A 17,536-nucleotide genomic window follows, 5' to 3' on the forward strand; every position below is an offset into this window, starting at 1 on the left:
CAAGCCGCGCACATGTAGGCTCGCCTCAACCGGCACTGACGGTATCGTGGTGGCGACACCGACGACCACAACCGCGACCACCACCACGAAGGAGAGCGCTTGGATCGGAACCCGCAAGCGGAGCAGATGGCGCACGAATCGATGTTGCGGAACCTGGCTGCCCAGGCGCAGATTATCTGGCCGCAAGAAGCGCCGCTCTTCGCCCGCTACGGCTTGCGCGAGGGCGCTCGCATTGCCGACATTGGCTGCGGCAGCGGCGAGATCACGGTGCGGCTGGCGGAAGCCTACGAGAGCGCAACGCTGGTTGGCGTCGACATCCTCGAGGCCCCGCTCGAACACGCGCGCCGACGCGCCGCCGGCTTCGGCGCGCGCATCGAGTTCCTTCAAGGGGACGCGTTCCACTTGCCCTTCGGTGACGGCGAGTTCGATCTCGTGGTGTGCCGGCACGTGACGCAAGCGGTGCCGGCGCCGGCGAGCGTCCTCGCCGAGCTGAAGCGCGTCGCGAAGCCAGGCGGCTGGCTCCACGTCCTCAGCGAGGACTACCGCATGCTCCACTTTCCGCACGGCGAGGGCGACGGCGCCCGTGATCCGGACCGTCTCTGGACCGACGGCGTGGCGGCGCTAGCGCGCGCGACTCACACCGACGAACGTGTGGGCCGCATCACCTGGGCACTGCTCCGCGCGCTCGGGCTAACCGATCTCCGCGTCGACTACGCAATCGTCGACACGCTCCGAGTGCCGCGGGCCACCTTCGCGGCGGTCATCACGGCTTGGCGCGACGGCTACGCAAAAGCCATCGCGGAGCACAGTCGCCTCTCGCTGGACGAGCTTCGCGCGCTCTTCGATTGCGCCATCGCGGCGATCCACGACGAGAGCCAATACGCGGTGTGGCACGTCCCTATCATCAGCGGTCAGAAGGCCTGACGCGCCAAGAGGGCCTCGACTCCACCGAGTCAGCCGCCCTTTTTAAGTTGCGCGCGCAGCCGCTCTTCGCGCTCGCGGAGCTCTGGCGTGAACGCCTCACCGAAGTCTTCCGGGGAGAAGACCGGCCGGATCTCCACCTCGACGCCGTCGGTGCCGGGGTGCGGGTTGGGCATGCGCCGCGCCCACTCGAGGGCCTCCTCCATCGACTTGATCTGCCAGATCCAGAAGCCCGCGACGAGCTCTTTGGTCTCGGCGAAGGGGCCGTCGATGAAGGTCTTCTGAGCGCCGACGAAGCGAACGCGCTTTCCCTTGGAGCTCGGGTGGAGCCCTTCGCCGGCGAGGATGACGCCGGCCTTGACCAGCTCCTCGTTGAAGTTGCCCATCTCGCGAAGGAGCCCTTCTTCGGGCATGACCCCCGCTTCCGAGTCCTTCGTCGCCTTCACCAGAACCATGACCTTCATATGCGCTTCCTTTGTGGTGGGCCCGAGGGGGCCCTTTTCCAGGACGACGTTCGGCGCGACCGCGGATCGACACGGCGCCACAACTTTGCGGCGGCGCGGCGACGATTTTCACTCGCGCGCGTGTTCAAGGAGCGCGCGCAGCTCCTCGGCGCCGTCCTTGCCGAGCGTAAACTCGACCTCGTAGGCGAAGGCCTCGAGCACGCTCTTCGTTCCTTCGGCCGCGGGCTGGCAACACTCCCGTGTACCTTCCACGTTGTCGACATCGAGCTGGAGCATGCCCTTGTCGATGGTGATCGGGAACGCGGTGCAGAAGAAGGGCTTGAGGACGGGGACGCGGCCCTCGAGGTTGGCCTTCTGAAGGACGCAGCGCCCCTTTTGGTTCAGAAAGACGCAGCCGCGGTCGATCGTCTGAGTGCCGATGGCGACCTTGGAGGGAAAGTCGTCGTCATGAAGCTCGCCGTCGTCGAACCAGCGCGCGGGGTCGGTCGGTTGGTCGGGATCCATGGTGGCGATGATCTCGGCCACGTGCGCCAGGATCCGCTCCTTTTCGGCGCGATCGGCCCACACTCCCGTGCCGCAGCACTGCGAGGTGCACTTGTTCGAGTCACACGAGGCGGCGATGCGCGCGTCCAAGAGGGACCGCCCGACCTTGAGCCCTCCGACATGACCAAGGTGATGGCGCGTCAAGACGCCGATGGATTCTTCGGGAGGCTCGGGCTCAGCGACAACGGGCAACTTGACGGTCATGGGCTCCTCTCCGGTTTGACTCGCGAGCGCGAAGCCTAACCGACTAGTCGTGCGCCGTCCTGCTCGTGGCCACGCTGCTCACCATAACCTCGGCGCTCCCACGAACGACTGCGCTCATGTGTGCCGTGGCCTGGGCGGCCGAATTCGCACCTGCGAGAGCACAAGCGCTCGAACGGGCGCTCAGCTTGTCCTTATCCTTGGCCAACGTCTCGCCAGCGACGCGAAGGCGAAGCGCCGCGTCGAGCAGCAGCTTGCCGCGGGTCCCGGCTCCGGCGATGAGCGCCGGCAGGTTGGTGCGCACCGTCGTCATGAGCTTGCTGATGTCAGGGTTCACGCTGGCATCCCCCAAGAGGTCCACCGCCGGCGCTTCGCAAAGCGCGTTCGCGGAGACGCCGGCGCTGCAAGCCGCGATGCAAGACGGTTCGACGAGGCACCGCGGCTTCACGAAGACCGCTTCGCATTGAGGCTCGGTGTAGGCCCCCTCGCATTGACCCTTGCAGCGCACGTCGGCGCCGCAATGCATGCCTCCCTGAACCAGAATCGTGCAGTCGCCGGTGCACTTCCCGTTGCACAAGGTGTCGCACTTGCCGTGGCAGTCTTCGTCCTTCTCGGTCAGCGCACCGTTCGCTCCGGTGCACGTGCCAAAACACTCGCCGTGGCAGGTGCCCGCGCACTCGCCCGCGCAGTTCGCGTGCCGAGCGACGGTGCCTCGGCACGCGCTCTCGTTCTTGCAGATCGCGTCGCATTTGCAGGTTAGCTCCGCCGACTCGCACCGCGATTCGGCGCTCTCTGAGTCGCACGCGCTCCCGCCGTTGCACATGACGTCGCACCGCGCCTGGGCCGCAAAGTCCGGGTGGCATGCGCCCTTGGTGATAACCAGCGCCAGGTTGGCCGACGGGAACGCGTCGACGATTCGCCGGACGCAGACGGCAGCGACGTTGCAGGCACCGGTCTTGTCGCTGTTGGCGATGGCGGCGTCGCCGTCACCGAGCGCCGACCAGGTGTCGACGCCTCCAAGGTCGCGGGCCATGTTTGCGCACGCCGTGAGGACGGAGGCGCGGGCCGCCTTGGCGGTGGTCTTGAACTCGCCCGCGACCGTCGCGACCATGCGCACGTTGGCGTCGACGTTCGGATCGCGGGTCGCTGCCGCGATATCGCAATACGGCGCGGACGCCCCTTCGTCGGGCACGCTAGCGCTGCTGCAACTGCTGCTCGCAGCACCAAGGGCGCCGAGGACCAACGCGGGCACGAAGCGCGACTTTCGACTGGACATGAGTGACCTCCATCCCGTCGAGAGAGCGCGCGCGATCGTTATCGCGTGGCGAACGGGACCGGATCGTGGCGGCTTGGGCGCTGCCCCCGACCCACACGAGGGACTGCAGCTTTCGAGCCACGCAGGAAGCGTCTCGACGCAGGCGAGCAACGCGAGGCGAAAGGGGGCGAACGCACCGGTTGCGCCTCCTCGGAACCGTGCATCGTGCGCGCGCCTCGCAATCTGCGAGGCCGCGCGGCGGCTCACCTCACTTGCGGGCGCCGAGCGCCAGGAAGCGCTTGTACGGATCGCGGCTGAAGGGCCGCCCGAGGAAGGCCTCGACGAGCTTGCCCTCGTCGTCCGACGAGCCCGGCGCGAGCACCTTGGCCCGGTAGTCGAGCGCCGTGGCGGGCGTCATGAGGCCCTCCTTTTCGAAACGCGAGTAGAGATCACGCGCGATGGCGAGGGCCCACTGGTACCCGTAGTAGCCGGCGTCGTATTCCATCAGGTGGCCGAAGGTGGCCTGGAAGTGCGTTCCCTCGACGTAACGGAACGGCATCGTCTTCGACCACACATCCTTGACCGTGGCCGTCGTGTCGCCGGCGGGCTCGCTCGTGGCGTGGTAGGCCTGATCGAGCGACGCCAAGAACAGCTGCCGCTGCGTCGTGATGGCACGACCGAAGGCGCGGCCCTTGGTCATCTTGTCGAAGAGCCCGGCGGGCATCGGTTTGCCGGTCTTCCAGTGTTTCGCGAAGCGGTCCAAGACCGGCTTCGACCACGTCCACTCTTCGAGCATCTGCGACGGCGCCTCGACGAAATCGCGCGACACGTTGGTCCCGGCGAAGCTCGACAGCTCCGCCGTCGACAGGAGGTGGTGCAAGACGTGGCCGAACTCGTGGAAGAAGGTCGAGACCTCCTGGTGCGTCATCAGCCCCGGCGTCTCGCCGCTGGTCTTGGGGAAATTGCACACGATGGCGGCGATGGGCATGAGGCGTGAGCCGTCGTCCATCTTGCGCGTGTCTCGGATGGAGAAGACCGCGGCGTGCTTGTATTTGCCTTCGCGCGGGTGAAGATCCATTGAGAAGCGGCCGATGGTCTTGTCGCCGTCGAGCACCTCGTAGGTCCTGACGTCGGCATGCCAAGCCTTGGCAGGGACCTCACGGTACTTGATGCCGAAGAGCTGCCCGGTGATGTCCAGGAGCCCTTGGCGCACGCGTTCGACCTCGAAGTATTCGCTCACCTCTTTCGCGTCGACGCCATACTTGGCCTTGCGCACGACCTCTTCGAGGTAGAGGCGGTCCGACGGCGGAATGCTCTCGCCCTTCTTGCCGCCGAGCTTCACGTGCGCCGCCTCGAGCTCGGCCATCTCGGTCTTCACGATGGGCGCGAGGTGCTTCTTCAAGTCGTCCAAGAAGGTCGCGACCGTCGCCGGGGTCTTCGCCATGCGCATCTCGAGCACGAAGTCGGCCCACGTCGCGTAGCCCAGGAGCTTGGCCTTCTCGCGACGGAGCCGCAGGATCTTGTCGAGGACCGCCACGTTCTTGTCGGCGGCTCGGTTGTCGAACTTCGTGTAGAGCTCGAGCGCCGCGGCGCGATCCTTTGCGAACTGCATGAACGGAAAGAAGTCCGGGTAGTCGGTCGTGAGCCGGACTTTGCCGTTCGCACCCTTGGGATGTTTCGCGACGTAGGACTCCGGAAGGCCGTCGAGGCTCTTCGGCTCAGCCTCGATGGAGAGCGTCGCGCCAGCGATGTTCCCTTGGAACTCTTGCATCGCGAGGCTGAGCTCTTCGTTGAGCTGCCGCAAGCGCGCCTTGCCCGGCGCATCGAGGTCGGCGCCGTTGCGCTTCAGCTCCTTCACCATGCGCTCTACGTAGCGAGGCCAGGAGCTCGGGATGGGTGCCTTGACAGGCATGGGCTGCGCCGCAAAGCGCTTCACGACGGTTGCGGTAGCGTCGTCCAAACGGATCGACGTGAGCAACCGCTCCACCTTCGGGCCGCAGTCTTTGGCCGCCGCGACGACGCCCTTGTCGGGGTGCGTCACGGACATGAGCTCAGCGAAGTCGGCGGCGTTTCGAATCGAGAGGTGCACGGCATCGAGGGCGCTCATGGTGTTTTCCCACGTGAGCGGCGCCGGCTCCTTCGCCAAGAGCCGAACACCCTCCCAGATCAGCTCGGCGCGCTTCAGGCTCGCATCGCACGCGTGAGCCATGCCCTCGCGCGTCATCTCCGCGGCGGTCGGGTCGACGTCGAGGGGAGCGGGGGCGATGGCCTTCGCGGTCGAGGCGACGGGCCGCGGCGAGGACGGTGCCGCGGGGGCTGTGGCAAGAACGGGACGCGGCGCCTCGATGGGCGGCTCCGTGCCGCCGCAGGCCGACAAGAGCGCGGCCGCGAGGACTGTGAGGGAGAAGACTGAGGATTGGCGGAGGTGCGTTCGCATGCGGCGCGGAGAGTACAAGCGGTCGGTGCGGCTTGCGAGGGGAGCTCGAAAGGGTGCCACCGGTCTCCGTCCTAGCCTTCGCGTGTCGCTCCGCGCCCGGAAACCGCCCCTCGGCACGAGCGCGAGAAGCAGGGGCGCTGTCGCCGGTCATGGAGAGGTCCGTCGTAGCGCACCGGACACACGTGCAAACTGCAACTTCATGTCGCGACCCTTGTTGACCATCATGGCGCGCGGTGGCAAGACGATGACACTCGGATGGGCCGCACCGACGAAGGACCACAGCGATGAACCTAGAAGTGATTCTCGAACGCCTCTGTACCGCGCGCGGCGTCATTGCAGCCGCCTTTGTCACCGCCGACGGCGGCACCCTGGCGGCCGGGGGCGAGCCCATCGACCCGCGCGACGCTGAGCTGGCGCGGTCCGTACAATCCGACACGGAGCTCGCGCTCGTCCGGGGTCGGCGGGGCCACTTCCGGTGCGGTCCCATCGGAACGCTCCTGGTGGTGGCGGAGCCGACCGCCGACGCGGGCGACGTGCGCTTTCACACGAGCGTGGCGTGGACGAGTCTCCGGATTCGTTCGTCGCGTCCGCCGGCCAACTGAACGCCGACGGAACCCCCGCGCCGCGGGCCGACGCATCGGGTGTACGTCGTCGTCGCGCCCTCGGGGGTTAAGCTGTAGTGCTTGGCGAAGATGGCTCGTCGGCCTTTTCCCAACCTGCGCGCCGCGCTCCTCGTGAGCGCAGCGGTCACGCTCCATTCGGCCGGCGCCCGCGCCAACGAGGCGACGACAGGGGAGCCCTTCAGCGCCGACGCGACGCTCGAGCCAGCACCGCATCCATCCTCCGGAGCCACCGCATCGCGGCCCGTCGCAGCGCCACGTGACAACCCCGGCGAATCCAGCGTCGCGCGAAGCGGTCTCGCACTCGGCGTGTCAGGCGGCGCCAACGTAGCTGTCCCCTATGTTGGAGCCCAGCTCGGGTACCGCTTCGCCAAGGCCGACTTCCTCGAGCCCTACGTCGACTACTCCTACGGGGCTGCCGTCTCGGCCTTCTCGTTTCATACGATGGGCGTCGGCGCGCGCACGTACTTCGCCGCGTTCGGGCCGCTAGAGCTCTATCACCAAGCCTTCGCGGGCCTCGGTCTCTCCTCGGGCGGAACGGCCGACGTTCCCAAACGGGAGCTCGGCGAGCGCTTGCTCGGCGCCTTCATGACGCAAGGCCTCGGCGCTGACGTTGCGGTCTACAAGAGCCTCCACGTCGCGCTGACCGTGTCGACGGGTTATCCCGTGTGGCTGCGCTCGGAGCTGGCCGCACGCGTGAGGTTCTGACGGTGCGCCGACTCGTGCTCGCGCTGCTGAGCGGCGGCTTCGCCTGCTCGCTTCCCGCCTGCGACGGCGACATGCGCGCCTACTTCGCGAGAGACGTGGTCGAGCTCGAATCCGACATCGCCTACGTCGAGGGCTCCACGAACCCACGGCAGACGCTCGATCTCTATCGCCCACGCGGGGTGCGCGACTACCCCGTGGTCGTCTTCGTCCACGGCGGGTACTGGATCGCTCAAGACAAGCGCTACTTCGCGCCCGTCGTTGGACTCTACGGCAACGTCGGGCAAGCGCTCGCGCGGCGCGGCATCGGCGTCGTCATCATGAACTACCGGCTCGTGCCCGACGTGACCTTCAACGAACAGCTGGGCGATGTCATCGCGGCGCTCCGTTGGACCGCTCAACACGTCGGCGAATACGGCGGCGATCCGACGCGCGTCGTCCTCGCGGGCCACTCTGCCGGTGGGCACATGACGTCGCTGATCGCGTTCGACAAGGCGCGGCTCGCGAGCGCTGGATTCGACGCTTCACGGATCAAGGGCTTCGCGCCGCTCTCGCCGATCTTCGATCTCGAAGACATGGCCGCGCACCCACCGGAGAGCGACTTCAACGCGCGAGTGACGGAGCCCGTCTTCGGCGCGGACCTCTCGAGTCACTCGCCGCGCCGCTACTTCCGCGGCGACGCGCCGCCGCTCTTTGTAGCCATGGGCGACGCCGACGAGGCCTACCTCGTGCCGCAGATCCCGCGCGCCGTCGCGGAGCTCAAGGCGCTCGGCGCGACGATCAGCCTGCTCACGCTTCCGGGGCATTCGCACGCCGACGTCGTCGTCAACTTCGACACCGACAAGGATCGGCTGGCGGCGCCCCTCGCGGAGTTCGTTCAACGGGTCGCACGGTGAGAGGGACCCGCGCGGTTGGCCGCTGCCCATGCCGCGGCTCGACCGGCGCCCTCGCCGCGCGCTACGGTGAGTCCGTGAAGAACATCTCCGTCGCCGCCGTCGTTACGCTTCTCTCTCTCGTGCCCTGCGCCTGTAGCAGCTCCGGCACGACGGAGCCCGCGTCCACCGAAGGCGCCGACGCGTCGGCAGACGCGGCGGCTGCCAAAGATGCCGCAACGCCCTCCGACGCGAGCGGAACGGACGCCGGCGGCGGGGGCGCGTGCAACGCGCTCGTCAACGGGGCGCCTGAGGCGACGGCGAACACGGTGAAGGGGCCCGCTCCGACGGCCACCGGCGGCACCATCGTCGACGGCACCTATTTCCAGACGGAGTTCACCGTCTACGACCCGGCGGGTACCGCCAGCGCGCCGTCCCCCAGCGGCCTCAAGATCACGCTCGCCATCAAGGGCGACCTCATGGAGTCGATCCAGACGTTGCCCGACGGCTCGACCGACACCTTCGCCGAGACCTTCGTGACGACCGGCACGGCGCTCGACCGAACGCTGACGTGTCCGAAGAAGACGCCCGACCTCAAAGCGGTCTACTCGGTCGCCGGAAGCAAGCTCACCATCTACGAGACCGACCCGAAGTCGAAGCTCGTCGCCGGCAGCGTCTTCGTGAAGCAGTGAGCGGCGGTTCGCGCGGGGGCCACGAGGGACCTCTGCGCTGCTGACCACTGTTGCCGCGACGCCACAGCCATCGTCTTGGAGGCCGAGCTCGGCGCGACCGTCGATTGCGTCTACAGCTCGAAGGAATGCAAAGTCTCGATGCGCGAGCCGTGACCCGCGCTACGAGTCTCTTGAGTCGCTGCGCGGCCTCAGCGCGCCCATCCGGACCATGTCGAAGTAGCGGTCCTGGACGCGGTACTCGTCCTTCAAGAGTCCTTCGAAGTTGAAACCGAGCGTGAGGTACATCGCCTGGGCGTGGCGGTTGTCTTGGCGGACGATGAGCCAGACTTTGTGCAGGTCGAGCTCGTTCCAAGCCACGGCAAGGAGCGCTTCGATGGCGGCGCGGCCGTAGCCGTGCCCCTGCGCGTCCTTCTTGATGACGACGAACAGGCGTCCATTTTTCGCCGGCCAGTAGATCTGGTTCACGGAACACTGTCCGACGTATTCGTCGCCGACGAAGATCGAGAAAGCCCGATCGACGTTCGAAGCCACGAGGCCCCCGATGTACGTCGCCTCCTCGTCGCGCGTGATGTCGGACTGACGGTTCGCGAAGTATTGCATCACCTCGCGATCGTTGACCCATGTCATGACGTGGTCGAGATGACTCGGTGAGAGCGGTTCGAGGCGCACCATGGAGCGCAACGATATCGGTCGCGCGCTCGCTCGGCTGAAAAACGGCGCCCACGGCGACCTCACGCAACGCCCGACGCGTCGCGGGCTGGCCGCGCTTGTGTGGCTAATTTGAGCGACACCGGGCGCGCCCTCCCGCCCAGAGAAGGGAGCTGATCTGTGGACGACGTGCATCACGTCAGCCTGATGCCTGCGAGTTGCGCGCGGGCGCCGTGCGGCCTCGATACCACACAGCGCGTCGTGGCCTCGTGTGCGGGACTGGGCTCGCCCGTTGCTCGTGACGAGCCATGAGCCACGCGTCGTCTCTCACCTCAACGCAACGTTCTCCCTCCGCGACCTCCGCCAAACGCCACCTGCCAAGGAGGCTCCTCGGCGCTACGCTTTGGGGCGCCGCGACGCTTGTCGCGGTTGCCTCGCACGGCGAACCAAAGCCCGAGGCCAGCGGCCCACCGAGCGCAGCGACCGTCAACCGATTGCGCGAACGCGTTCGCGAGATCGTCCTCGAGCTGGCGGCCGCCTGCCCCGTTCGGCCCGTGGACGATCGCGCCGCGTACGAAGCTTGCCAGAAGACGCTCTTCGGCGACTCGAAGTTCCGGAGCGCTCTCAAGAACGTCGTGCTGTGGGGTCGCGCTCCCGGCGGAAACATCAACAGCAAGCTCAGCGACTTTCGCTCCACCCAGTTCGGTCCCGACGTCTTCACGGGTGCGTACGCGCCCATGTGGATGGTCCGCGGAGACTACGAGCTCGAGTTCGACACCAACAACGGCGTCATGCGCGCCTTCGTGCCAGCAGGGTTCCGAAACGAGCTCCCGACGGGTTCGTACCCCTACCCGTTCTGGCACGACGCAAAGAAGTGGACCGACTATGAGGACGCCAACACGCTCGTCTTCTGGCTCGACGCGTCGTCGCTGAAGATCTCTCAAATCACCTTCATGAAGCGTGACAACGCCGCCAAGGTGGCCGCGTCGACGCGTCGCCACATGCCAACCTTCGACGGCAAGTGGATGTGGGTCGACGCAAAGGGTCAGACGCAGCCGGCGCCGACGCTGTTCGCGGGGCTCTTCGCGCCTCAAAACCCTCACCTCCGCTCGCTCGACGAGACGTACCGCGCCTTCGCGCTGACGATGCGCGACGCCGACTGCAACTCCTGCCACGTGCCGAACAACCCGGACAAGATGCGGCGCCTCGTACTCCTTCAGACCCCGCTCCATGCCGCATCAGAGGTCGAACGCGTGATTCGGTCGGTGAAGTCGGACCGCATGCCGCTCGACGAATCAGGTGTCGCGAAGGACCTCCCGGCGCCGATAAAGACGAAGCTGTTGGCCCACGCAGAGGCGTTCGCGAAGGACGTACGCGCCGCCAAGAAGTGGGAGCGCGACCGAACGGCGCGGGGGAGGGCGGGCCTCGCAGCGTCTCCCGGTGACGGCGCGGCGAAGCTCGGGAAGGCCGCGGCGACCGAGGAGCGCAACACCTCTGAGGCGGCGCGCTGAACACGACCCGGGGTTGCGCGGGGGGGCGCCCTCGGCTCCCTTTTTATTCGAACGACCCCCTTCGGAGCGGCGATGATGAAGCGCCATGAGCGCCATCGACGACTACATCGCGCCGTTTCCGGGCCCCGTTCGGAAGCTCCTGCTTCAGCTCAAGCGCACCATCCAGAAGGCGGCGCCTGCCGCCGTGGAGACCATGAGCTACGGAATTCCCACCTTCGATTTCGAAGGGAAACATCTCGTTCACTTTGCCGGCTACGCGCGGCACATCGGGTTCTATCCGGGCGCGCGCGTCGGCGCGGCGTTTGAGCGCGAGTTCTCGAAGTACAAGACCGGTAAGGGCTCGGTGCAGTTTCCCCTCGACGAGCCCTTGCCCGTGGAGCTTGTGGGGCGCGTGGTCCGCTTTCGCATGGACCAGACGCTCGCGAACGCAACCAACGTGAAGCGTCCTGCCACCAAGACGGCGAAGAAGGCGACGCAGAAGACGGCGCCGAAGCGAAAAGGCGCGGCGCCGCGCCGACGCTGAGCGTTTCGTTTGGCCGTGGGCCTTGCGGCCTGTGCTCTCCGCGGCGACGCTGACGCTCCGTGCGATTTCCCGGACGACGCAAACACAAGCACTACTTCCCGGTCCACGAGCGTGATCCGCTCCTCCACCACGCGGGTGTCGACGCGCCGGACGCCAAGGTGCACGTCGTCGGCATCGATCAGACGTTGGTCGACATCGACGCCCGCGTTCCCGACGAGCTCCTAAGCCGCTACGAGCTGCCAAAGGGCGGCTCGACCCTCATCGCGAGCGATCGCGCCGCGCGCCTCTACGACGAGCTGTTCCACAACAAGCAGATCTCCTGCGAATTCGCCGGCGGCACCGTCGGCAACACCTTGCACAACTACTCCCTGCTCGGTGACGACGCGTCCATTTTGCTGGGTGTCATGAGCGACGTGATTCGCGTGGGCACGTCCGGGTATCGGTACCTGTCGAACACCTCGAGCCGCGTGAACCTCGATCACTTGCAGCCCGTCGACGGCGCCATCGGTCGCTGCTTCGCGCTCGTGACACCGGACGGGGAGCGAACGTTCGCCATCAGCGCCGGCAAGATGAACGACCTTCGGCCCGAGAGCGTCCCGGAGGACGTCTTCGTGGGCGCCGCGGCGCTCTTGATCTCGGCGTACCTGATGCGCGCCGACAAGGGCGAGCCGATGCCTGCGGCGACGCTGCGCGCCGTGGCGCTCGCGAAGGAGCACGGCGTGCCGGTGGTGCTGACGCTCGGCACGCGCTTTATCATCGCCGACCGCCCCGAGTTCTGGCGCTCGTTCATCGGCGAACACGTTGACGTGCTCGCGATGAACGAAGAAGAGGGCGAAGCCCTCACGGGGTTGTCCGATCCGTTGCTCGCGTGCGAGCGCGCGCTCGAGTGGGCCGACCTCGTGCTCTGCACGGCCGGCGCCACGGGGCTCTACCTCGCCGGGTACACCGACGACGCCGTGAAGCGCGCCACGCGGTATCCGCTTCTGCCGGGCGCGCTCCCCGAGTTCAATCGCTTTGAGTTCAGCCGCCCCATGCTGAAAGAGCGCTGCGCGAAGCCCCTCAAGGTCTTCGCGCACATCGCGCCCTACCACGGCGGCCCCGCGCGCATCACGAGCGCCAACGGGGCCGGCGACGCCGCGCTCGCAGCGCTCCTCCACGACATGTCGGCCAATCGGTACCACCGCGCCCGCGTGCCCACGTCGGCCAAACACGTGCGTGACTTTCTCACGTACTCGTCGATGAGCCAGGTGTGCCGCTACGCGAACCGCGTCAGCTACGAGGTCCTCGTGCAATCGTCGCCGCGGCTCACGCGCGGGCTGCCGGAGCGCGAAGAGGGCCTCAACGAAGAGGCCTACTGGGCCATGTGACGATGGCCCCGCGCGCCGATGCTTGGCGACGCGTGCCGGTCGTGGTCGCGGGCCTACCCGGGAATTCCCGCCAACATCGCGCGCGCGTTGGCTTCCGACGCGACCCGCATGCGATAGCGACGGTTCGCCGAGTCTCGCACGCTGATGACGTACGCGATGACCGTGCCCCGACTGCGGAGGCCGACGATCCCCGCGCCCTTGAGCTCCGAGCGGCGCGTGAGCAAGAGCTCCACGAGCGTCTTCAGGCGGCCCTTCATGAAGACGATGAAGCCGATGCCAAAGGCGAGCGAGAGGACGCCGAAGATGGCAGCCGCGATACGCGCACCATCTTCATCGGCCTTGCCTGGCACGAAGATGGCCACCGAGAAGATGGCTCCCAGGAAGATCCAAATGCCTCCCGTCAGCTTGTGCATGGTCAGTTGCTTGGCGGCGCTGTCGCGAACGATACCTTCGAGGCCCGAACTCATTTCCACCATCTTGTCTCAATCGAACGTGGGCGAACAAGTCTGCGACCGTCGCTCGCGCGATCGTCACAGACTTCGCCTGATGGACAGAGAAGGCTCACGCTCTGGCGCGGCGAGCCTCAACGAGCCACGCGGCCGCGCCCAGCGAGACGCGGCCGTTGTTTTCGTGCGGAGCGAGTGCGGCTTTTAGCCTCAGCGCGGCGGCCGCGCGAACCTCGTCAGGTGCCTCCCCCAGCGCCGAGCCCACGGGGCCCGTCTGCATGACGAAGGGCACCGCCGCCTCGACGCCGCCCTCGCTCGCGACGCAAGCACGGAAGTCGAGCGGACGCAGCGCGAGCTCCACGAAGCCGGCGCGTTCGAGGATGCCTCGAAGTCGTTCCTCGTCGGCCAACGCGAAGGGGCCCGGGGCGAGTGGGTCCGCAGCCGGCGGCTCGGGCAGCAGATCGGAGATCGCGGCCGCCGGGGCGCTCGCCCATTGGTTTTCGGCCCGGGCTCGCCAGCACGCGAAGAGGAGACGCCCGCCAGGCCGGAGGTTCTCAGCGATTCGCGCGAAGGCGGCGTCGGGCGCGGCGAAGAACATCACGCCGAAGCGCGACACGGCGAGATCGAAGGGAGCGTCGCCGATCCAAGACGATGCGTCGGCCTCGACCAGCGCGACCTTGCCTTGCGTTCGTTTCGCAGCGACGGCCAGCATGGGGGCTGAGACGTCGACGCCCGTCACCGCGGCGCCGCGCTCGAGCCACAGCGCACACGTCTCGCCGGTGCCGCATCCGATGTCGAGGACGCGTTGACCCGCGAGCGCGCCGGCGCGCGCCGTCAGCGCCGCCGTGACCGGCGCGAGCATCTCGTCGAGGTTCCTCTGCAAGGCCGCCCACTTCTCGCCGGCGCGGCCGTTCCAGTAGTCGATTTGCGCGGAGTTCGATTCGTTCATGGGGCGGTCCGACATCGAGGAGCTGCGAGGCGGTAGGGGGAGCCCCTCGGTGCGACCACGCACGACCTCGACCCGTCCATGTACCATGAGCCGCCATGACTCGCGCCGTCGTCCGCTACGAGATCTTCGTCAAGAGCGCCGACCCTTACGTGATGACCCCCTACATGATGGGCTACTCGGCGGGAGCCAACCTCCGACGGGTCGCGATGGCCCGCGCTCGAAAGGCACCTCAACCGCCGTCGTTCATGTGCGTCGGCGGCGGCGTCTTTCGGCAGCCTGCGCCGTTCCAAGACGCGGCCGCCAGCCGTGCCCTCGAGGAGGCGGCGGCTTGTTACGTCGTCGAATACGAAGGCCCGCGACAAGATTCGCTTTGGTACCTCGACGCGGCCCTCAAGCTTGCCGTCGACATCGCCAAGCAGTGCAAGGGCATCGTCGTGGATCGAACAGCCGACGCGTTCGTCTCCAAAGACGTCCTCAAAACGCTCGCCAAAGGTGTTGCGGTCCGCGACACGGTCTCGCTTCGGGAGACCCGGAAGGGCGAGCGCGTCACCCTCGCAACGGAGGGCATGTCGAAGTACGGGCAAGTCGATTTCGTGCTTGTGAACGTTTCCCTCGACCTGGCGGAGATGGGCCGTCGCCTGCTCTACGACAACCTCTGCGCTTACTCGATGACGCGCGCGGTGCTCGCGGGACAGACGTTCGGCAGCAGCGCGGTGCGAATGATCTTCGCCGCAGATCGCCTGGGCCGACTCGAGGTGCGAGACGTTCACCCCACCAAGAAGGCCGCCCTGAAGGGCAACGACGCGCTCATCGAGGCGCTTCGTTCGGTTTGGGCAGAGGCGCAAGGTGGCAGCAAGTCGCCGCGCAAGAAGGCGCCGGTGAACAAGGCGCCTGCGAAGAAGAAGAAGAAGGTCGCGGCGAAGCGCTCGAAGACGAAGAAGAGCCCGACGTCGTGACAGAACCGCGAAAGCGAAAGGGCGCGCGGCCGCACGGCGACGATGCCCGCGCCGCGAGCCGCTTGCTCGTGGAGGCGACGCTGCGCGTCACAGACATCGTCCACGCGATGCACCGCCGCATCGCCAGCGGCCCGAACGTCCTCGGACTTCCTCTTGAAGCACCGGCGCGCGTGCTCACAGGCCTCGTCTACGGGAGCGTTCGCGGCGTCACACAAGCCGTCGGCGCCGTCGTCGACGCCGTCTTGGCCTCGTTGGGACCGCTGCTCGGCGAGAGCGCGCCCGGCGCGGAGCGGGCCGCTGTGCTGGCAGCCCTCAACGGCGTGGTCGGCGACTACCTGAGCGAAACGGGCAGTGCGCTCGCGACCACCATGTGCCTTTGCCACGACGGTGACACGCTCGACCTCGAGGCAAGCGCCCTTCGGGAGGCCCTGCCCGACGCGTCAAGTCGAGTCGTCGTCCTCGTACACGGCTCATCGATGAACGACCTTCAGTGGCGCCGCGCCGGTCACGATCACGGGGCCGCGCTGGCGCGGGACCTCGGCTACTCGGCCCTCTACCTGCGCTACAACAGTGGGCTCCACGTCTCGACGAACGGTCGCGCCTTCGCTGCGCTCCTCGAAGAGCTCTTCGCGGCGTGGCCCGTCCCCTTAACCGAGCTCGTCCTCGTCGGCCACAGCATGGGGGGCCTCGTTGTGCGGAGCGCCTGCCACGCCGGCGAGGTTGCGGCGCACAAGTGGCGGGCCGACGCGCTGACGAAGCTCGTGTGCCTCGGCTCGCCTCACCACGGCGCGCCGCTGGAACGCGGTGGCAACTGGGTCGACGTGCTGCTCGGCGTCAGCGGTTACAGCGCCCCCTTGGCGCGGCTCGGGAGGCTACGCAGCGCCGGCGTGACCGATCTCCGCTACGGCAACGTGCTCGACGAGGACTGGAATGGCCGCGATCGCTTCGCGCTCGCCGGCGATCCACGGACGGGCCTGCCGCTACCTAAGGGGGTGCAGTGTTACGCCGTCGCGGCGACGACATCGCTCGCGACAGCCACGCGGCTCGCGGGCGACGGCCTCGTGCCGATCGATAGCGCGCTCGGGCGCCCCTCGCTCGCGTTCCCCGAGACGAATCAATTCATCGCCTACGGCGCCGGACACCTCGACCTCTTGAGTCGCCCTGAGGTCTACGAGCAGCTCCGCACGTGGCTCTCGAGCGGCGAGGACTAGAGCGTCTTTCACGACCGGGCGTGCGACTGAGCGTCGCGGGCGCCGCGTCGGGGGTTACGTGAAGGTCAACGACCGGCGACCGTAGTCGAGCTTCATGGCCTCTTTCGCCAGGTAGAGCGTCTCCTCGGCGACGGCGTTGGCCTTGGCCGAGTGGGCGCGCACGATCTCGAGCACCGTCGCGTCGCCGCGCTCGCCTTCGAGGGCGGCGCGCCGCTCACGCATCGGCCCGAGCAGCTCGTCGATGGCGGCCGCGATCTCGACCTTCACGTGGCCGTCGCCGATGTTGTCGCCCCGCGAATACCGGTCTTCAAGCTCGGACACCTTGGCCGGGTCTTTGATGAAGGCGCGCACGTACTGAAAGAGCGCGTTGGTCACGTCGCCAGGCTCCGTCATCGTCTGACGGCCTGTGTAGAGCGCACCCATCTTCTTTTTGATGTCCTTGGCTGTGTCGGTCAAGAAGATGGCGTTGCCGAGGCTCTTGGACATCTTGTTCTTGCCGTCGGTGCCAACGAGGCGCCCCACCCGTCCGATGTGGGCGCGCGGGATCGGAAAGACGCCTCCTTGGCCGACGTGCTCTTCGTCTTTCGCTTGCGGGTCCACGCCCGCGTAGGTCCAGTTGAATCGCCGCGCGACCTCGCGGCACATCTCGATGTGCGCCGCCTGATCTTCACCCACCGGCACGAGCTCGGCGCGGAAGGCGAGGATGTCGGCGCACTGCCCGACGGCGTAGAGCGGAAACCCGAAGCTGTAGTGATCGCCGAGCTCCTTCTGTTCGATCTCGGTCTTGAGCGTCGGGTTTCGCATGACCCGGTTGAAGGGCAACAGCATCGCGAAGTACCACGACAGCTCGGCGATGGCCGGAACCTCGGTCTGTAGGACCAACGTGGAGCGCTCCGGATCAATGCCGGCGGCGAGCCAGTCTTTGACGATCTCGAGCGTGTCGCGGCGGATGTCCGCCGGCAGCTCCGACCGCGTCGTGAACGCGTGCATGTTCGCGAGCAAGAAGAAGCACTCGTAGTCGTCCTGGAGCTTGACGCGATTCTCGAGCGAGCCAACCCAGTGGCCCAGGTGAAGCCTCCCGGTGGGGGTGTCGCCGGTCAGGATGCGGGGACGACCGCTCGTGGCGGGCACGCGTTCGTTGCTCATCGGGAAGCTCGGGTCGGCGCGAGGGCGGTTATTCGGTGGGCAAGGCAGGAAAGCTTACGCGATTTCGAG

18 protein-coding genes are annotated in these 17,536 nt (G+C 67.3%); 10 read left to right on the plus strand and 8 right to left on the minus strand.

Going from position 1 to position 17,536, the window contains the following annotated elements; translation table 11 throughout:
• Positions 1–126: 126 nt before the first annotated feature.
• A complete protein-coding gene (locus tag IPG50_27560) occupies positions 127–924 on the plus strand; it encodes a methyltransferase domain-containing protein (protein ID MBK6695934.1) in 798 nt (265 codons plus the stop codon).
• A 29-nt stretch (positions 925–953) separates the two neighbouring features.
• Here the strand turns inward: IPG50_27560 and IPG50_27565 are convergent, their stop codons facing one another.
• The 4 genes from IPG50_27565 to IPG50_27580 form a co-directional block, all read right to left on the minus strand.
• Positions 954–1,385 (minus strand): YciI family protein, encoded by a 432-nt coding sequence (locus IPG50_27565; GenBank protein MBK6695935.1) that lies wholly within the window; start codon positions 1,383–1,385, stop codon positions 954–956.
• Between the two features lie 108 nt (positions 1,386–1,493).
• Complete coding sequence (locus IPG50_27570; protein MBK6695936.1) at positions 1,494–2,132, minus strand: DUF3109 family protein; 639 nt, start codon at positions 2,130–2,132, stop codon at positions 1,494–1,496.
• Between the two features lie 43 nt (positions 2,133–2,175).
• Entirely contained in the window at positions 2,176–3,405 is a 1,230-nt protein-coding gene (locus IPG50_27575) for a hypothetical protein (GenBank protein MBK6695937.1), read from the minus strand.
• 247 nt (positions 3,406–3,652) lie between these two features.
• Positions 3,653–5,821 carry a Zn-dependent oligopeptidase gene (locus tag IPG50_27580; GenBank protein ID MBK6695938.1) on the minus strand — a complete coding sequence of 723 codons (2,169 nt, stop codon included), beginning with the start codon at positions 5,819–5,821 and terminating at the stop codon, positions 3,653–3,655.
• A gap of 284 nt (positions 5,822–6,105) precedes the next feature.
• Here IPG50_27580 and IPG50_27585 point away from each other — a divergent pair, with 284 nt between their 5' ends.
• The 4 genes from IPG50_27585 (at position 6,106) to IPG50_27600 (ending at position 8,710) form a co-directional block, all read left to right on the plus strand.
• Positions 6,106–6,423, plus strand: a complete 318-nt coding sequence (locus IPG50_27585) for a hypothetical protein (GenBank protein ID MBK6695939.1) — start codon at positions 6,106–6,108, stop codon at positions 6,421–6,423.
• 90 nt (positions 6,424–6,513) lie between these two features.
• On the plus strand, positions 6,514–7,149 hold the full coding sequence (locus tag IPG50_27590) for a hypothetical protein (protein MBK6695940.1): 636 nt from the start codon (positions 6,514–6,516) through the stop codon (positions 7,147–7,149).
• A 2-nt stretch (positions 7,150–7,151) separates the two neighbouring features.
• Entirely contained in the window at positions 7,152–8,042 is an 891-nt protein-coding gene (locus IPG50_27595; protein MBK6695941.1) for an alpha/beta hydrolase, read from the plus strand.
• 74 nt (positions 8,043–8,116) lie between these two features.
• The gene (locus IPG50_27600; protein MBK6695942.1) at positions 8,117–8,710 is read left to right on the plus strand and encodes a hypothetical protein; all 594 of its coding nucleotides are present in this window, start codon (positions 8,117–8,119) and stop codon (positions 8,708–8,710) included.
• 159 nt (positions 8,711–8,869) lie between these two features.
• On the opposite strand, the gene IPG50_27605 is transcribed toward IPG50_27600, so the two are convergent.
• Complete coding sequence (locus tag IPG50_27605; GenBank protein MBK6695943.1) at positions 8,870–9,382, minus strand: GNAT family N-acetyltransferase; 513 nt, start codon at positions 9,380–9,382, stop codon at positions 8,870–8,872.
• A 470-nt stretch (positions 9,383–9,852) separates the two neighbouring features.
• On the opposite strand from IPG50_27605, the gene IPG50_27610 reads away from it, so the two are divergent.
• The 3 genes from IPG50_27610 to IPG50_27620 all read left to right on the plus strand — a co-directional run bounded on the left by IPG50_27610 (position 9,853) and on the right by IPG50_27620 (position 12,759).
• The gene (locus IPG50_27610) at positions 9,853–10,869 is read left to right on the plus strand and encodes a hypothetical protein (protein MBK6695944.1); all 1,017 of its coding nucleotides are present in this window, start codon (positions 9,853–9,855) and stop codon (positions 10,867–10,869) included.
• A gap of 85 nt (positions 10,870–10,954) precedes the next feature.
• Complete coding sequence (locus IPG50_27615; protein MBK6695945.1) at positions 10,955–11,392, plus strand: DUF1801 domain-containing protein; 438 nt, start codon at positions 10,955–10,957, stop codon at positions 11,390–11,392.
• 59 nt (positions 11,393–11,451) lie between these two features.
• Complete coding sequence (locus IPG50_27620) at positions 11,452–12,759, plus strand: inosine/guanosine kinase (GenBank protein MBK6695946.1); 1,308 nt, start codon at positions 11,452–11,454, stop codon at positions 12,757–12,759.
• A gap of 53 nt (positions 12,760–12,812) precedes the next feature.
• Here the strand turns inward: IPG50_27620 and IPG50_27625 are convergent, their stop codons facing one another.
• The gene (locus IPG50_27625) at positions 12,813–13,226 is read right to left on the minus strand and encodes a hypothetical protein (protein MBK6695947.1); all 414 of its coding nucleotides are present in this window, start codon (positions 13,224–13,226) and stop codon (positions 12,813–12,815) included.
• 94 nt (positions 13,227–13,320) lie between these two features.
• Complete coding sequence (locus IPG50_27630; GenBank protein ID MBK6695948.1) at positions 13,321–14,154, minus strand: methyltransferase domain-containing protein; 834 nt, start codon at positions 14,152–14,154, stop codon at positions 13,321–13,323.
• A gap of 95 nt (positions 14,155–14,249) precedes the next feature.
• On the opposite strand from IPG50_27630, the gene IPG50_27635 reads away from it, so the two are divergent.
• Both IPG50_27635 and IPG50_27640 read left to right on the plus strand, forming a co-directional pair.
• Positions 14,250–15,110: a hypothetical protein gene (locus tag IPG50_27635; protein MBK6695949.1), complete on the plus strand. Its 861-nt coding sequence runs from the start codon at positions 14,250–14,252 to the stop codon at positions 15,108–15,110.
• Positions 15,111–15,217: 107 nt separating this feature from the next.
• Complete coding sequence (locus tag IPG50_27640; protein ID MBK6695950.1) at positions 15,218–16,321, plus strand: alpha/beta fold hydrolase; 1,104 nt, start codon at positions 15,218–15,220, stop codon at positions 16,319–16,321.
• 54 nt (positions 16,322–16,375) lie between these two features.
• On the opposite strand, the gene trpS is transcribed toward IPG50_27640, so the two are convergent.
• Entirely contained in the window at positions 16,376–17,452 is a 1,077-nt protein-coding gene (trpS, locus tag IPG50_27645; GenBank protein MBK6695951.1) for a tryptophan--tRNA ligase, read from the minus strand.
• Between the last annotated feature and the right edge of the window lie 84 nt (positions 17,453–17,536).

It is taken from the genome of Myxococcales bacterium (assembly GCA_016703425.1).
GTDB lineage: Bacteria > Myxococcota_A > Polyangia > Polyangiales > Polyangiaceae > JADJCA01.

Coding starts and splice junctions, on each gene's coding strand:
- IPG50_27560 (MBK6695934.1), top strand. CDS start 127: ATGGCGCACGAATCGATGTTGCGGAACCTGGCTGCCCAGGCGCAGATT.
- IPG50_27565 (MBK6695935.1), bottom strand. CDS start 1,385: ATGAAGGTCATGGTTCTGGTGAAGGCGACGAAGGACTCGGAAGCGGGG.
- IPG50_27570 (MBK6695936.1), bottom strand. CDS start 2,132: ATGACCGTCAAGTTGCCCGTTGTCGCTGAGCCCGAGCCTCCCGAAGAA.
- IPG50_27575 (MBK6695937.1), bottom strand. CDS start 3,405: ATGTCCAGTCGAAAGTCGCGCTTCGTGCCCGCGTTGGTCCTCGGCGCC.
- IPG50_27580 (MBK6695938.1), bottom strand. CDS start 5,821: ATGCGAACGCACCTCCGCCAATCCTCAGTCTTCTCCCTCACAGTCCTC.
- IPG50_27585 (MBK6695939.1), top strand. CDS start 6,106: ATGAACCTAGAAGTGATTCTCGAACGCCTCTGTACCGCGCGCGGCGTC.
- IPG50_27590 (MBK6695940.1), top strand. CDS start 6,514: ATGGCTCGTCGGCCTTTTCCCAACCTGCGCGCCGCGCTCCTCGTGAGC.
- IPG50_27605 (MBK6695943.1), bottom strand. CDS start 9,382: ATGGTGCGCCTCGAACCGCTCTCACCGAGTCATCTCGACCACGTCATG.
- IPG50_27615 (MBK6695945.1), top strand. CDS start 10,955: ATGAGCGCCATCGACGACTACATCGCGCCGTTTCCGGGCCCCGTTCGG.
- IPG50_27625 (MBK6695947.1), bottom strand. CDS start 13,226: ATGAGTTCGGGCCTCGAAGGTATCGTTCGCGACAGCGCCGCCAAGCAA.
- IPG50_27630 (MBK6695948.1), bottom strand. CDS start 14,154: ATGAACGAATCGAACTCCGCGCAAATCGACTACTGGAACGGCCGCGCC.
- IPG50_27635 (MBK6695949.1), top strand. CDS start 14,250: ATGACTCGCGCCGTCGTCCGCTACGAGATCTTCGTCAAGAGCGCCGAC.
- IPG50_27640 (MBK6695950.1), top strand. CDS start 15,218: ATGCACCGCCGCATCGCCAGCGGCCCGAACGTCCTCGGACTTCCTCTT.